Below are 14,557 nucleotides of genomic sequence, written 5' to 3' on the forward strand. Positions count from 1 at the left end.
TTCTAGAGTGATGCTACTGAATCTACTCTTAAGAACCAAACATTGTATTTACATGCGGTTGTTGCAACCAATCCTTCAGCGAGGTCAGTTGGAGATCAGGGACAACCACGCGATCTTTCACGTCATAGTAGTTCAGTGAATCAATATTGGCTCCGATCCAACGATAGAAGCCCGCAACACCAGCTGCTTGTTTTGCCCCCATTACTGGCGTGAGAGCTGCTTCAAAATCATCATAGTTCAGGAAATTGAAGGTTATATCTTTTCCCAACGCTTGTGTAAAACGCTCGCCCAGTTCTGCACCAGTAAGTGCTTCCGGACCTGGAGCTAACAGCACTTGTCCTGCCAGCTCAGGATGGCTTAACGCATAATCATGATATTGCGCTGCGTCTTCGGAACTGATCCATGGGATTGGTTTATCTGCTGGAACAGGGTAGAAAAGCATCCCATTATTGATTAGACCCGGAATCAAGAAGTTCTCCATATAGAGTGTGGGTTTTACCAAAATGGTTGGAATACCACTGTTTTGAACGTACTCGATCATTTCTCTTTTAACATCCAACGTTTGGGTATCGGTTGGCTGTTCTGGTAGAAAGCCATTGGAATTCACAACGATTAATTTTACGTTCGCTTGTCGGGCAGCTTCAACAGCATTCGTAATCTGTTGCTTCATTAATGCTGTGTCATACTCGATTGGCATATTCAAGAAAACTTTATCAACACCGTTGTTAACTTCATTCAGAGTTTCCAGTACAGACAGATCGCCAACAAATGCATCTATGCCTTGTTCTTTCAAAGCCGTTACGTTCTTCTCATGACGTGTAATTGTGCGAACTGCTACTCCTTTGGAAGTTAACAATCTTGCTACCGCTCCACCTTGTACCCCTGACGCTCCATAGACTAATATCGTTTCCATATATACAACAGCTCCTTATAGTTACATTCATTTGTTCAGTATCGAACTAAATGTTATATTCATAATAACCAACTTACAAACTTTATGTAAGTACGCACATTTGGGATATCTGGTATCTCTCGTGATACTATTGGAGGTAAACTTATGGAGATCGAACCACTGGAAAATTGCAGTACTTGTCCGGTCGAATTTGCAGTTAATGCAATCGGCGGGAAGTGGAAGATTCTGATTTTGTACCAGTTATTGAATAAAGATATTATACGGTTTAACGAACTACAAAAATTGCTCTCCACGGTGACGCATCGTACACTTACGCGTCAATTGCGTGAGCTTGAAGAAGGTGGGCTAGTGAACCGCGTTGCTTATGCTGAAATGCCCCCTCGTGTCGAATACTCACTAACAGATAAAGGACATAGTCTCACCCCGATTTTATTGCAATTGCAAAACTGGGGTCTACAGCATATGTAAGCACCTTGAACACAAGCAAATACCATTAAAGTCGCTGTAATAGCGGCTTTTCCTATTATAAGGTGAGTCGGTATTATTCATACTCATATCTGAATTAAACTGATATTTAAAAGATGCCCCCACAATGATCGAATACATCATTGTGGGGGCCTTTTTTATTCAAATCATGTATAGAGGGAGCTATTTAATGGTATAAGAAACAGGTTCACAGATTGTTTACAATTAAACCATATTGTCTCCCTCGAATAGCTCAGCAGAGCCATTCAGCTATTATAAATCTGAGGATATGCTTATAAATGTAGAATCTTGTTTCTGCAGTTCATTTGATATAGAGGGGTGACGTGTGAATAAAATTCGTGCGCTTCTTAAAATACTTTGAGAAAGAAGGCTTCGTCGTAGATGAAGCAGCTAGTGGCGGACAAGCCATTCATAGTTAAATTGTAAACCAAGGATAATACGGCTTTAAGAAAAATGATCTAATAAGGGGACAAAAATGATAAAGCATCGATTTAAATTTATAATTATTACTTTAATTATGATGGTAATTGTAAGTGGTTGTCAAAATACTTCACAGCAACAAGAGGGCAAAAGAGAGGACGTTGCTATTAATCAATCAGCTGAACCTTATCTATCTTTTGAAGACTTTGACGGGCAGCTTGTCACACTCCAAAATAAACCACAAAATATTGTTGTCTTAAATGATCAAGTTCTTCACTCATTTTATCAAGTCGGGGGCAAAGCAGTCGGTATAACAAATGCTTTTACCATTGATCCACCTGAGGAGGCTATCCATGTTCCGAAAGTAGGCTTTATGCATGAGGCTAATATTGAAAAGGTATTGGAATTAAAACCTGACTTAGTGATTGGCCAGCGTTTCACCCATGGTGCACTAAGAGAAATTTTTAAAGAAGCTAATGTTCCTTTCGCAAACCTTAACACCCAATCCATTGAAGACATGAGACAGGATATGACTTTGATGGGGAAAATTACGGGCAATGAGAGAAAAGCTGAAGAACTTATACAAAAGATGAACTCGGAAATCAATCAAGTGATCGATCAGATTCCAGAAGAAAAAGAGATGCCTACTTATGCCATAGTGACAGTGATGGGCGACGCCGTATTTGTTGAGCAGGGTTCTACAATAGCGGTTGATATTGCTGATCAGTTAAAGCTTCGTAATGTAGCAGAATCATTAGATGGAGAAGTTATAGCCGGTTATATCCCGTTTAGTATGGAAGAGATGGTCATGATTGATCCCGATTATCTGTTTATTCTTTCTCATACTACGGATGAGGAGGCTGAAAAGGTGATTGACAGCAATTTTAAAACGAATCCGGCTTGGAATTCACTTTCGGCTATCTCAAACGACCATATATACTTTCTTCCCAAAGATAAATTTGTAATGGCTCCTGGTATGGATGTAGTCGATTCATATAAATATATGGCTGACATAGTGTATTCAAGTCAATTAAATTAGGTTATTGTTGCACTCAAGAAAATAGTGAAGGGAGCTATTTAGAAGTGTATGTAGAACTTTTAAGTAATCTTTATGAATGGTAATAACGGGGTTAAAAAAAAGATAAGTTGGAAGCTATTCATCATTGGTTTCTTTTTTATCTTGGCTATACTAAGTGTTCTGATTAGTTTAGGTTTTGGAGCAGTTTCTGTGCACATACAGTCGATTATAAGTATTTTACTGGGGAACACAGATTCCGAATATTACGCAATAATATGGAATATTAGGCTACCTCGTACACTTGTAGCCGTGTTTGTGGGCATGAATTTAGCTATTTCGGGTGCATTGTTACAAGGGGTTATGCGTAACCCTATGGCTGACCCCCATATTATCGGTGTTTCCTCTGGTGCAGGTTTATTCGGAACAACCCTGTTGCTAATGTTTCCTGCCTTTTCATATTTGTTAGTTCCTGTTGCATTTATTGGAGCTTTGGCTTCAGCCTTGCTCATATATATGCTAGCTTGGGACAAGGGAGTTTCTCCTATGAGAATAATCCTCGCTGGAATTGCAACCTCTGCTTTTTTAAACTCTGGAGTCTCAGCACTGTATACATTTTATAGTGATCGTATACAAGGAGCTATTTCCTTTATGGTTGGTAACCTTTCTGCAAAGAGTTGGGGGCATGTAGAAATTATCATTCCTTATAGCATTATTGGGCTAGTATTGGCTTTACTAAGTGCCCAACGAATGAATGTGTTATTACTGGGCGATGCTGAATCCAAATCACTTGGATTAAACACGGAGGGTTATCGTTTATGGTTTATTGCTATAAGCGCGCTGCTTGCTGCCAGTGCAATAAGTATTGTCGGTCTTCTTGGTTTTGTTGGATTAATCGTTCCTCATGCTGCCAGGCTTATGGTTGGAAATGATTATCGAATATTGCTGCCAGCTTCAGCGTTGCTCGGAGTGACCGTACTGTGTTTATCTGACACTATTGGCCGTGTTGCCTTCGCACCAATTGAGCTGCCAGTGGGTATAATTATGGGCGTTATAGGTGCTCCATTTTTCTTATATTTGTTACGAAAGAAGAGAACGATATGACACTTGAAGCAAAAAATGTTCATATTGGATATCATGATAATGAGGTTATTTCGGCTTTAACTCTTCAGTTTGAAGCAGGAAGGATTCACAGTATTCTTGGACCAAATGGTTGTGGTAAAAGTACACTTTTAAAGGCACTTGGAAAGCAAATTCAGACTACGGATGGAGAAATTTTATTTAAGAATAGCGAAATCAATACATGGAGTAGAAAAGCATTTGCTAGAGAGCTAGCCTTTTTAATGCAAGTACATGAGAGCAATCCGGAGGTTACGGTTAGACAGTTAATTGAATATGGCCGTTTCCCACATAAAAGGAAATTTAAACGATTAAATCAAGAAGATCATGCAATAGTAGATCAGGCCATCTCACTTACCCACTTAGTGGACTTAGCAGAAAGAACAGTAGATAGTTTGTCTGGAGGGGAGCGCCAGAGGGCATGGATTGCAATGGCACTAGCTCAACAGCCTGCTATCTTGTTATTAGATGAACCTACGTCCTATCTAGACATCCATCACCAACTTGAGATTATTGAACTGATTAAACGCCTAAATATCGAACAAGGCATCACAATCATCCTAGTCCTACATGATATTAATCAAGCAGCTATGATTTCAGATCAAATCATTGTGCTTCAATCTGGAGAACTTTATGACTTTGGCATTCCTCGAGATGTCATTACACAGAAAATGTTGCGTGATGTCTTTAAAGTTGACGCTGAAATAAACGTTTCTTCTGAAAGTGAATCAATCTCTGTCTACAATTTTTAACTTTTCAAAGAATAAATAAATACAAAACAACCTCTGAATGATGAAGTGCACCCCTTAGAATAGACATTGGAAAACCCCCTAAGTTTAACCGATAAAATTCTAGGGGGAGCATTTTTTATGGCGATAAAGGGGCAAACGTTTAAAACGTATTCGGAGAAGATTAAAAAAGAGGCCATTCGTCTACATACTGTTGAGGGGTGGACTTACCGAAAGATTAATGAACATTTGGGGATTCATGACCCGGGACGAATGAAGAGATGGATGCGAAAATATCGGGAACAAGGCGAGTTCGGACTGATGGATCAGCGTGGTCGCCGAAAAGAATACATGGATCAAGACCGCTATGTGCAAAACCTGAAACGGGAGAATGAGTTGCTAAAAAAGTGCTTGGTAGCCTGGAAGGAGGAAGCAAACAAGAGAGATTTCAGATCATGGAAAAGGTAGCGGCATACGGTGATATCCAGAAACTCTGCCGCGTGTTTGGTGTGTCCCGGAGTGGGTTTTATGCCTATGCAAAACGTAAACGAATTGATCGCGATGCAAAGGCGAAGAAACAGGTGCTTCAAACGTATCAACGATATGAAGGCAAATATGGTTATCGACAGCTCCAGTTGTTCCTTTGGCAAGATCAAGGGATTTTGGATGAACCACAAGAAGGTACTCCGCCTGATGCAAACGCTCGGTATTCAATCCCTAATTCGTCGTAAACGACGCTCTAGCAGTTCGTATGCACCTGCTCAGCGTGTAGCAGAGAACCCGCTTGAAGCGTGACTTCCGTGCGGAAAAACCGAATCAGAAATGGGTAACCGACATTACCCAGTTTCCCCTGTGGCTCCTTGACCGGTGCGAGACGATGTAAAGACAGAAGATTATGAACATCCAGATAAAATTAATGCAACGCTAGTCGTAAATTTTTGTAAAACTTTACATTAAAAGAAGGGGTTTCTATCTTATAAATAGAAGTATTATCTTCGTAGGTACAAATTTACTATTGGAGGGATTATCAAATGAAAAAAAGGCTACTGGGTCTATTTGTAACGGCCACACTACTGTTCTTCGCGTATTTGCCCACGAGTTACGCAGCCGATATTGTAATGGGTGGTTGGGATACGGATGGCGACGGAGCTATTGAAACCGTCTACAATAGCGGCTCCAATATCACAATTAAAGAATCCGACGGCAGCTCCCGTATATACCCACTTGCAAGCAACTGGTTTATAATGGGCGCAGCGGATACGGATGGAGCTCCAGGGATTGATCTTATCTTTAATGTAAGCGGTACCGTAAAAATTGTACACGACGCGTCACAGACAACGAGCAGCTACCCGATGAACAGCAATTGGTGGCTCTTAAAAGGAGGCATTGCAGATACAGACGGCGTTGCCGGAGCAGAGTTAGTGTTTAACGTTAACGGAAACCTTAGATTTCTGCATGATAAAACAGGAATCATGAAAGATTATGACGTGGGCGCCAATTGGATTCTCATATCAGGGGGCATTTCCGATTTGGACGGTGTACCCGGTAGCGAAATCGCATTGAATATGGGAATCGTCGGCGGTATTAAAATTTTCCACGAAATCACAGGCACTTGGGACACTTACGCCATGCCTGTCAATTGGACACTTGGGGGTATTTATAACCAGGATAACGTTGCAGGAAATGAAATTATCTATTCGACATACTCAGGTACCTTTGCTATCAATGACCGATTGAAAACAAATTACGGCATATAAATCCGAATTTTTTCAAAAAAGTATCAAACAATTGCCCAGACTGATTAAGTTCATTCTGGGCATTTTTTATTTCAGATTGATGTGCTTCGACGCCGGCGGTTGCCTCTGCTCGGCGATCCGGACTTCATCAACGGCTTCATTCACCAGCTTCATGACGTGAAATTTATCAAAGGTGATCTCGGCTACTTGTACAAGAGCGATATCTGCATGCGGATGAGACACCCTTGCAGGTAATGAATGAGAAGGGACGGAAGAACACGCCCCCCTCCTACATGTGGATCTACAGCAGCGGGCAGCATAGTGTGCATCCCATACGGATCTTTGAGTACCAACCAAGACGAGGGGCAAAGTACCCGCAAGCGTTCCTGAAAGGGTTCAAGGGATACTTACATAGCGATGCTTACTCCGGCTATGCGAATCTAGCAGGGAAGACATCTTGCCTATGCTGGGCACATCTTCGGCGTAAGTTTGTCGAAGAGAGTTGTCATGTATTGACTTTGACTGACTTTGATGGCGGGAGACAAGAACATAATCCCACTAAAGTCGCTATTTTAGCGGCTTTTTTATTTTATCGGTACAAGTTCGTGTCCCGAGCCGAGGACAAGAACTTGTACCGATTGCCGAAATGGACAAGAACATAGTCCGATTACCGATTAGCCATGTATCTAATCGATTTTCGCCCACTATTCATTAAGCTAACGGGCAGGTTAGTTGGATCGTGTCGAGAGTACCTCATAGAAATTCACAGAGGCAGGAAAGTACGAGGATTATGTGGAATAAATATACAAATCTATTTATCTGGAGGTTTAAAATGTCGTTCCCGACACATATTGTTTCTGCAGGCGGAATTGTAGAAGATGGAAATGGAAATATCCTTTTAGTAAAAGCTCATGATGATGGTTGGGTGTATCCTGGTGGGATAACTGAAGTTGGAGAAAACCTGATTGATGGCGTGATTCGTGAAATCAAAGAAGAAAGTGGAATAGACGCCACGGTTAGTCATTTAATTAGTGTTGTTTCGAATACAGCAATCCATAAGTGGTATGACGGAGTGACTAATGTACCTACGAAGGTCATGTTTGATTTCGCGTGTAAAGCTGTGGGGGGAGAGTTAACTACTTCTAATGAAACGAGCGAATGCAGGTGGGTTCCAAAGGAAAATGTTCTGGATTTGATTACTTTACCTGGAATCCGCATGCGTTATGAAGCTTATTTAAACTTTAACGGCTCTGTGAATTATATGGAGTACGTTACTGCTACAACGACAGAATTTAATGTCAAGCTTCATAGGAGTGTCTAGTTCGTTTATTCAACTAACGGGAAACGTTAGTCAAAACAGCAAGGAGCAGTTTTCCGGTAGATGCTCCATTTTTCGTTAAGCTAAGCAGTTAACATGAATAAAGAATGTTGGTATATGAATAAGTTTTCAGTATTCTCAGGAGGTTTTGTAGATGCTATATCGTAAGCTAGGTAACACGGAAGTAAGCATTCCCGTTATAGGCCAAGGAACTTGGAAATATGGTGAAGATAAGCAGGAAGAAAAAGAGGAAGTAGAAGCGTTGCGTTTTGGTATTAGGAATGGACTTACTCTGATTGACACTGCTGAAGAATATGGGAATGGAGGAGCAGAGAAAATTGTTGGTCAAGCCATCCATGATATTAGAAATGATGTTTTTCTTGTGACTAAAGTTTCTGCAAAAAATAGTTCTTACAAAGGAGTCCTTAGAGCGGCAGAGGCAAGTTTAGAACGCTTAAAAACAAGCCACATTGACTTGTATTTACAGCATTGGCCTAGTCAACAACATGATGTTTCAGAAACAATGGGGGCTATGATTGAATTAGTCAATAAGGGATTAGTCAAATATATTGGGGTGAGTAACTTTAGCATTCAATTAATGAAAGAAGCTCAATATCATTTAGGAACTGTTCCTTTAATATGTAATCAAGTACCTTACCATTTAAACGATAGAAGCATAGAGAATCAGATTTTACCCTTTGCAGAAGAGAATGGGATCACAATTATGGGATATTCACCATTTGGATTTGCTCCTCATATACATACATTTGGTATGAAAGGTTTTCCTGAAGTGGGCTCAAAAGAAAGAAATATACTGAACACAATAGGGGGCAAATACGGTAAAACAGCATATCAAGTTGCATTAAACTGGGCTTTAAGACAGCAAGGATTAGTTTCGATCCCTAAAGCTGCGAACAAGGAACACATCGTTGATAATCTAGATGCCTTAGGGTGGGAATTAGAAAAAGATGATATTGACCAGATTGAGAGTCACTTCCCATTGTCAAAAAAGGATTAAACGGGAAACATTAGTTTGGACATGGTAGAGATCCGCTCCTTCATATGATAGATCTATTCTACAAGCCCCTATTTTTATTGTCCAACTAAGTGTAGCCGATCCACCATTCAGTATTCCCAGGGATAGAAAGAAAACCAACGAATCGAGAGTTATTTTAGGGGTATCGCCAACATTTCGGAAATTTTGTACGCTAAGCAAATTCAAACATAAAAAAGTCGAATTCCCTGTACGTTATAAACTGTACCCTATAGAGTAGACACTTTGAAAAAAGTCTCTCTATGGGGTATTTTTGTTGTATGCCACGAACGAGACGAGGATGGAGATAAGCTGATGAGTAAAAAAATGTTTACAGATCGAGAAATGAAACAACTTTCAAAAAACCCATATGTAAAGTCCGTATCGACCAAAGGGATTACGTATACAGACGAGTTCAAGCAACTCTTTATTGCATCGAATCAGCAAGGAAAGCCGCCCAGAGACATTTTTGAGTCCTGTGGGTTGGATGCGGAGATCGTTGGAATGACTCGCATCGAAGCCGCTGCCAAACGGTGGAGAGCCAGATACAGAGAGCAGGGCGATTTAGGTTTACACGATGCAAGAGGCAAGCATTCAGGAAGACCTTTAAAGCGAGAATTAACCTTGGATGAGAAGAACGCGAGACTCGAAGCGCAGATTCGTTTGCTCCAAGCAGAGAATGAACTCTTAAAAAAGATTCGGATGGCCGAACGGGGGTGGAACCACGAGTAAAACTAGTGCCTGGTCTTCGATACAGATTGATTCGATTCGTGATTCAGAAATACCATCTAAGGCGGATGGTGAGTGTTTTGTGCGAGGTCGCAGGTGTCTCTAAAAGCGGCTACTACCGCTACTTTAGCGCTCCAGCCATCCACAGACGCCATCGGAGCGAACAGGCCGATGAAGAGTTGCGCGTTCACGTCAGCCGGGCCTTCCATTTTAAAAAGCGCTACAAAGGTGCACGCTCCATCAAGATGACACTGGAGGGAAAGTTTCAAATCGTCTGGAACCTCAAGCGAATCCGAAGAATCATGAAGAAATATAGTATCGTATGTCCTATTCGAAAGGCCAATCCGTACAAGCGAATGATGAAGGCGACCCACGAACATCGGACCGTGCCTAACTTGTTACAACGTAACTTCAAACAGGGCGTGCCGGGCAAAGTGCTTCTAACCGATATTACCTACTTAACTTATGGAAAAGGGAAACGAGCCTACCTGTCCACCATCAAGGACAGCTCCACCAATGAAATTCTGGCTTACCATGTGTCGGAACGAATTACCATGGATCTCGCGACAAATACGTTGCTTCACTTACAGAAGAATCGAAGATGGAAGAAGACCAAAGACGCGTTCATTCATTCGGATCAAGGTACCCACTATACCCATCCGGATTTTCAGAAGAAAGTGAAACGTATGGGCTTTGGACAATCCATGTCCAGACGAGGGAACTGCTGGGATAACGCTCCGCAGGAGTCGTTCTTTGGTCATTTTAAGGATGAAGTATTGCTGAAGGACTGCACCACACTGGAAGAAGTCAAACGAGAAATTAAATCATATATGACCTACTACAACCACTACAGATACCAATGGAACTTAAAAAGGATGACCCCTGTAGAATACAGAGATCACCTTCTTCGGGCCATGTAGGTCTTTTTTAGAAATGTCCTTTACATAGGGTACAGTTTATTAAGGAACCGACTTTTTTATTTGACTTCTTCTTCAAGTAAAGCCCTCGTTAGTTTAAGTACATCTTTTCACAATCTAAAGTGACATTAACATAAATAACCAATAGAAAATCACCTCTATGTAATAAGAGGTGATTTTAATAAATCTTTATAATAAATAATCAAACTTTAATACAAATAATCAATCTTTTTTACAAATCTACAACAATACAGTCTAATTTTGCCTTTTCGTTTCAGTAACCTGTAAATTAAAATAGGGCAGTAAGGATAGCAGGCCTAATGCGGCTAATATTGCGCCAATCCATAAAGGGGAGTGAAGGCCATAACCCCCACTGATGGCTACTCCTCCTAGTGAGGAACCAATGACTACCCCAAGAGTAATAAAAGATGAATGGACGGTGTTAATCATTGTCCCGCTACCTGCGGTCTTCATCACTCGTGTGGCCATGGCTGGATTCAATGAAACCCCTGTCAAGCCAATCAATAGAATAGCAATAATGGCAATCCATTTGGTTTCGGCACCAATTGCAAATAACATCATAGCCGCGAATAAAATCATGAGTCCCACAAAAAGTATCCTCATTGTAAAACGATCGGCATAGCGTCCAATAAGAATATTTCCAATCACAGTAGCGCCGCCATATAGGGAAAGTAAAAGAGGGACGCTTGATTCAGAAAATCCAGATATGTCCGTAAATATGGGAGTGAAAAAACTAAAGCCAGCGAAAGTACCGCCGATGATAAGTGTACTAGTTGCATATGCCGCCCATAGATGGCGATTGCGAAATGGCTCCAACTCTTTCTTAAACTGGATAGCGCCAGGTGCTGGAGAGGAAGGCAATTTCGATAAAATAATAATACCTGCTACAAATACTAGCAATGCAACCGCCCAAAAACTGACGCGCCATCCCAATTCTTGGGAAATGAAGGTCGTTACGGGCAACCCTACAACCATGGAAATCATTAGCCCTGCAAGAACCACTGATACGGCTCTTCCTCTTAATTCAGAACCAACTAACGAGGCAGAAAGCGAAATGGCAATGCCAAAGGTTGCGGAAGATGCGGTCCCTGTAATAATCCGAGCAACCATCATCATTTCGTAGTTCCAAGCAAGCGCGCCAAGTGTCTGACCAATAAAAAAAACAATTATAAGAACGAGAATCGCTTGTTTGCTACGGATTTTAAGCAATATAGCTGTTAAAATCGGTCCTCCTAGAACCATAGACGCTGCAAACGCAGTTATTAGAAAACCAATGCTGGATATGGATACACTAAAAGCCTCTGCTAACTCAGGCATCATACCAGCCACCATAAACTCAGATGTTGTCATTGAAAAAATTGCAAAAGCCAATACATATATAACTGATGGCATATAATCACTCCTAATTTTGTAATGTTCGGTACAGAAATAAGTTAAAAAAAAGCACACTAAGTGCTAAAGATAGTCTCAATTACTCCAGTGGTTATTTGATTCGAAAGGTCTCGATTTTTCATAGAAGTATTCAGCACACGCAATCCATAATAACTGCTCAAAAAAAGGCTTGCCAGTTCCTCAGCTGAACTGCCTTTAGAAATTTCCTTCGTTTGAAGGCCTTCTTCCATTACGCTAACGAGACCTTCTCTGAGCTTTTCTACATGTTTGCTTACGAAACCTTCTACCATTTGGTCTTGTGGTCGTTCTAAACTCACATTAATCAACAAGCATCCGTTCTGATTAGCTTGTTCAAAATCCTCGGTCATCGCCCACGCTAAAAGGCTATGCAAACGGGTCTTTACAGATTTCGGTCCTTGTAGCAACGCTAATTGGTCTCGAATTCCATTGGCTTGATAGCGCTCCAACACTTGTTTAAACAGTTCATGCTTACTTCCAAACGTATTATATAAACTGCCTTTGCCAAGACCAGTATCCCTGCACAGTTCTTGTGTGGAGCAAGCTTCATATCCATTTTTCCAAAATGTCTTCATCGCTGCATCGATAATGTTGTCGTATTTAAAGTCTCTAGGTCTACCCCGTTTGTTCATGCGTGTCTCCTTCCCATAACACTTTACTTTATATAAGTATAAAATTATTGTACCGCTCGGTCAATAAAAATATTTTTTCTGCATTGCGAAGGCAGGAATGGTGATAAAAGTGCTTTTTAATGTAACTTTAATACAAAAGTTGAACAAAAAGTGTTTTCATTGTATCTATTTTTGGAAAGCATGGGAAACTTAGAGAAAGGGCATTGCAATATCAATTACAGCGTGCGGGCCCCTTGCAGAAGTGCATCAGCTTAACCTTTGTGAGAACTTAAGAATACCAGACCATTGCCTGATTGGGTTATTTTTCTATGTTATGATTTTTTGACAAGAACTTTTGACTATCCAGTTATTAAGAGATATAATCAATAATAATAAATGTTAGTTATAACTAACTAACATTTATTATTCAAACATTTTGTCATGGAATTAAAAAGTAAAGGAGGTTTTAAAGATTGGCTCATTTAAATAATCAAATTCAATATTCAAAGGTTTCCTTATTTTAGCATGGATATTTGCAGTTTGTATTGTTGTCCAGACTTTCATTGCTGGTGTAGTGGTTTTTACCAATTATTCATATTGGGCGCATTATACAACATTCGTGATTTGGTTTCAATTTATACCAATCCTCATGCTGGTACTATCTTTTACTGGGAAACTTTCCAAGCTTATTCGCTGGCAGGTGGTTGGATTATTCCTTCTTATCGTTCCACTTCAATATGTTAGCATTAATATTCCAGGAATGGGGGCAATACATCCAGTCATAACGTTGGTTCTATTTTGGTTAGTACTTACTGTAATAAAAAAAGTGAGAAGAATAGAATATAATGGTATATGATAACATGAGACTAATTATTGTCCCAAGTTTGGCGACATATTTTTCCAAACACTTGTACAGCAAGGCGTTGGGGGGATTATATATATGTGAGGTGTACTTATGCAAGGAAAAAAGTTAAGCACAGCAGATCGTATTCTTCAATCAGCTCTTCAATTAATGAAGGACAAGGGATTTAATTTAGTGACTATAAAAGAAATTGCGGAGGCATCAAATGTGAGTGAAATGACAGTATTTCGCCACTTTGAAACCAAGAAAGGGGTCTTGGAAGCTGCTATTGAAAAAAATACAATTGTTCCTAATTTTAAACAAACCTTTGACAAAAATATTGTATGGGATTTGGAACAAGATCTGCGATTGATAGCTAATTTATATCTTGATCTGATGGAAAGTAATGATTCTATTTGTTTAATTGCTATACAAGAGCGATTTACGATGCCTGAACTAATTGATTTAGTTTCTGATAATACAGAGCAGTTAAAGATTTTTATTACAGAGTATTTTACCAAGATGCAAGTAAAGAACAAGATCGTTAAATTCGATTCCTATATACAAGCTTCTACTTTTTTAGCTATGTTATTTAGTTTTTTTATCTCAACAGCTTTATGGGATAAAAAATTTATTAATGTAACGAAGGAAGACTTCATTACAAATAGTGTTAAAACATTTTGTAATGGCATTAAAAAGTAAAGGAGGTGTTAAAGATCGGCCAAATAATCGAATTCAATATTCAAGGATAGGTTTCCTTATTTTAGCATGGATATATACAGTTTGTATTGTTGTCCAGACTTTCATTGCTGGTGTAGTGGTTTTTACCAATTATTCATATTGGGCGCATTATACAACATTCGTGATTTGGTTTCAATTTATACCAATCCTCAAGCTGGTACTATCTTTTTACTGGGAAACTTTCCAAGCTTGTTCGCTGGCAGGTGGTTGGATTATTCCTTCTTATCGTTCCACTTCAATATGTTAGCATTAATATTCCAGGGATGGGGGCAATACATCCAGTCATAATGTTGGTTCTATTTGGGTTAGTACTTACGATAATAATTTGGAAGTAGTCGTGAATCTCTCCAACGAAGAGAAGGTCATCATGGTATCGAAATTGAAGGAGAGGTTTCTGCAACTGCATTGTTAGACCCCGGTGAATATACTATTAGATGCTCTATCCCTTGTGGTACAGGACATAAGGATATGGTCGCCACATTAATTGTTCAATAAACCTTATTCTATAGTATATAAATT

General features: G+C 39.9%; 15 protein-coding genes and 2 pseudogenes. 13 read left to right on the top strand and 4 right to left on the bottom strand.

The features are described from left to right. Positions 1-28: 28 nt before the first annotated feature. Positions 29-913: an SDR family oxidoreductase gene (locus tag ACR32F_RS16575; protein WP_440108828.1), complete on the bottom strand. Its 885-nt coding sequence runs from the start codon at positions 911-913 to the stop codon at positions 29-31. A gap of 144 nt (positions 914-1,057) precedes the next feature. Here ACR32F_RS16575 and ACR32F_RS16580 point away from each other — a divergent pair, with 144 nt between their 5' ends. The 7 genes from ACR32F_RS16580 (at position 1,058) to ACR32F_RS16610 (ending at position 6,438) form a co-directional block, all read left to right on the top strand. Then, positions 1,058-1,381 carry a winged helix-turn-helix transcriptional regulator gene (locus ACR32F_RS16580; RefSeq protein WP_440108830.1) on the top strand — a complete coding sequence of 108 codons (324 nt, stop codon included), beginning with the start codon at positions 1,058-1,060 and terminating at the stop codon, positions 1,379-1,381. A gap of 493 nt (positions 1,382-1,874) precedes the next feature. Beyond that, a complete protein-coding gene (locus ACR32F_RS16585; protein WP_440108832.1) occupies positions 1,875-2,858 on the top strand; it encodes an ABC transporter substrate-binding protein in 984 nt (327 codons plus the stop codon). A 72-nt stretch (positions 2,859-2,930) separates the two neighbouring features. After that, positions 2,931-3,938: a FecCD family ABC transporter permease gene (locus ACR32F_RS16590; RefSeq protein WP_440108834.1), complete on the top strand. Its 1,008-nt coding sequence runs from the start codon at positions 2,931-2,933 to the stop codon at positions 3,936-3,938. Beyond that, the gene (locus ACR32F_RS16595; protein WP_440108836.1) at positions 3,935-4,705 is read left to right on the top strand and encodes an ABC transporter ATP-binding protein; all 771 of its coding nucleotides are present in this window, start codon (positions 3,935-3,937) and stop codon (positions 4,703-4,705) included. The genes ACR32F_RS16590 and ACR32F_RS16595 overlap by 4 nt, the downstream gene beginning before the upstream one ends. A 117-nt stretch (positions 4,706-4,822) precedes the next feature. Further along, positions 4,823-5,149 carry a transposase gene (locus tag ACR32F_RS16600; protein ID WP_440108838.1) on the top strand — a complete coding sequence of 109 codons (327 nt, stop codon included), beginning with the start codon at positions 4,823-4,825 and terminating at the stop codon, positions 5,147-5,149. Then, positions 5,137-5,412, top strand: coding sequence for a hypothetical protein (locus ACR32F_RS16605; RefSeq protein ID WP_440108840.1), 276 nt, complete (start codon positions 5,137-5,139; stop codon positions 5,410-5,412). The genes ACR32F_RS16600 and ACR32F_RS16605 overlap by 13 nt, the downstream gene beginning before the upstream one ends. Positions 5,413-5,712: 300 nt before the next feature. Beyond that, positions 5,713-6,438, top strand: coding sequence for a hypothetical protein (locus ACR32F_RS16610; RefSeq protein WP_440108842.1), 726 nt, complete (start codon positions 5,713-5,715; stop codon positions 6,436-6,438). Between the two features lie 84 nt (positions 6,439-6,522). On the opposite strand, the pseudogene ACR32F_RS16615 reads toward ACR32F_RS16610, so the two are convergent. Further along, positions 6,523-6,621 (bottom strand): annotated as a pseudogene (locus ACR32F_RS16615) (transposase); the annotation flags it as partial. A gap of 2 nt (positions 6,622-6,623) precedes the next feature. Between ACR32F_RS16615 and ACR32F_RS16620 the strand changes: the two are divergent. From ACR32F_RS16620 to ACR32F_RS16635, 4 genes and pseudogenes are all read left to right on the top strand, one after another. After that, positions 6,624-6,914, top strand: a pseudogene (locus tag ACR32F_RS16620) (IS66 family transposase); the annotation flags it as partial. Positions 6,915-7,249: 335 nt separating this feature from the next. Beyond that, positions 7,250-7,738, top strand: coding sequence for an NUDIX hydrolase (locus tag ACR32F_RS16625; protein WP_440108844.1), 489 nt, complete (start codon positions 7,250-7,252; stop codon positions 7,736-7,738). Between the two features lie 151 nt (positions 7,739-7,889). After that, a complete protein-coding gene (locus ACR32F_RS16630; protein WP_440108846.1) occupies positions 7,890-8,753 on the top strand; it encodes an aldo/keto reductase in 864 nt (287 codons plus the stop codon). A gap of 330 nt (positions 8,754-9,083) precedes the next feature. Then, a protein-coding gene (locus ACR32F_RS16635; RefSeq protein WP_440108848.1) for an IS3 family transposase occupies positions 9,084-10,417 on the top strand; the annotation gives its coding sequence in 2 pieces (ribosomal slippage) (positions 9,084-9,485 and positions 9,488-10,417; 1,332 coding nt in all). A 252-nt stretch (positions 10,418-10,669) separates the two neighbouring features. Here the strand turns inward: ACR32F_RS16635 and ACR32F_RS16640 are convergent. Beyond that, complete coding sequence (locus tag ACR32F_RS16640; protein ID WP_440108850.1) at positions 10,670-11,827, bottom strand: MFS transporter; 1,158 nt, start codon at positions 11,825-11,827, stop codon at positions 10,670-10,672. Between the two features lie 56 nt (positions 11,828-11,883). Beyond that, entirely contained in the window at positions 11,884-12,477 is a 594-nt protein-coding gene (locus ACR32F_RS16645) for a TetR/AcrR family transcriptional regulator (protein WP_440108852.1), read from the bottom strand. Between the two features lie 541 nt (positions 12,478-13,018). On the opposite strand from ACR32F_RS16645, the gene ACR32F_RS16650 reads away from it, so the two are divergent. Then, a complete protein-coding gene (locus tag ACR32F_RS16650) occupies positions 13,019-13,312 on the top strand; it encodes a DUF6220 domain-containing protein (protein ID WP_440119907.1) in 294 nt (97 codons plus the stop codon). Positions 13,313-13,411: 99 nt separating this feature from the next. Then, the gene (locus tag ACR32F_RS16655; RefSeq protein WP_440108854.1) at positions 13,412-13,999 is read left to right on the top strand and encodes a TetR/AcrR family transcriptional regulator; all 588 of its coding nucleotides are present in this window, start codon (positions 13,412-13,414) and stop codon (positions 13,997-13,999) included. The last annotated feature ends 558 nt before the right edge of the window (positions 14,000-14,557 follow it).

It is taken from the genome of Paenibacillus hebaui (genome assembly GCF_051934385.1).
Lineage (GTDB): Bacteria > Bacillota > Bacilli > Paenibacillales > Paenibacillaceae > Paenibacillus.

Excerpts from the sequence above, each read along its gene's own strand:
- ACR32F_RS16575 (WP_440108828.1), bottom strand. The coding sequence starts at position 913 with ATGGAAACGATATTAGTCTATGGAGCGTCAGGGGTACAAGGTGGAGCG.
- ACR32F_RS16580 (WP_440108830.1), top strand. The coding sequence starts at position 1,058 with ATGGAGATCGAACCACTGGAAAATTGCAGTACTTGTCCGGTCGAATTT.
- ACR32F_RS16585 (WP_440108832.1), top strand. The coding sequence starts at position 1,875 with ATGATAAAGCATCGATTTAAATTTATAATTATTACTTTAATTATGATG.
- ACR32F_RS16590 (WP_440108834.1), top strand. The coding sequence starts at position 2,931 with ATGAATGGTAATAACGGGGTTAAAAAAAAGATAAGTTGGAAGCTATTC.
- ACR32F_RS16595 (WP_440108836.1), top strand. The coding sequence starts at position 3,935 with ATGACACTTGAAGCAAAAAATGTTCATATTGGATATCATGATAATGAG.
- ACR32F_RS16600 (WP_440108838.1), top strand. The coding sequence starts at position 4,823 with ATGGCGATAAAGGGGCAAACGTTTAAAACGTATTCGGAGAAGATTAAA.
- ACR32F_RS16605 (WP_440108840.1), top strand. The coding sequence starts at position 5,137 with ATGGAAAAGGTAGCGGCATACGGTGATATCCAGAAACTCTGCCGCGTG.
- ACR32F_RS16610 (WP_440108842.1), top strand. The coding sequence starts at position 5,713 with ATGAAAAAAAGGCTACTGGGTCTATTTGTAACGGCCACACTACTGTTC.
- ACR32F_RS16625 (WP_440108844.1), top strand. The coding sequence starts at position 7,250 with ATGTCGTTCCCGACACATATTGTTTCTGCAGGCGGAATTGTAGAAGAT.
- ACR32F_RS16630 (WP_440108846.1), top strand. The coding sequence starts at position 7,890 with ATGCTATATCGTAAGCTAGGTAACACGGAAGTAAGCATTCCCGTTATA.
- ACR32F_RS16640 (WP_440108850.1), bottom strand. The coding sequence starts at position 11,827 with ATGCCATCAGTTATATATGTATTGGCTTTTGCAATTTTTTCAATGACA.
- ACR32F_RS16645 (WP_440108852.1), bottom strand. The coding sequence starts at position 12,477 with ATGAACAAACGGGGTAGACCTAGAGACTTTAAATACGACAACATTATC.
- ACR32F_RS16655 (WP_440108854.1), top strand. The coding sequence starts at position 13,412 with ATGCAAGGAAAAAAGTTAAGCACAGCAGATCGTATTCTTCAATCAGCT.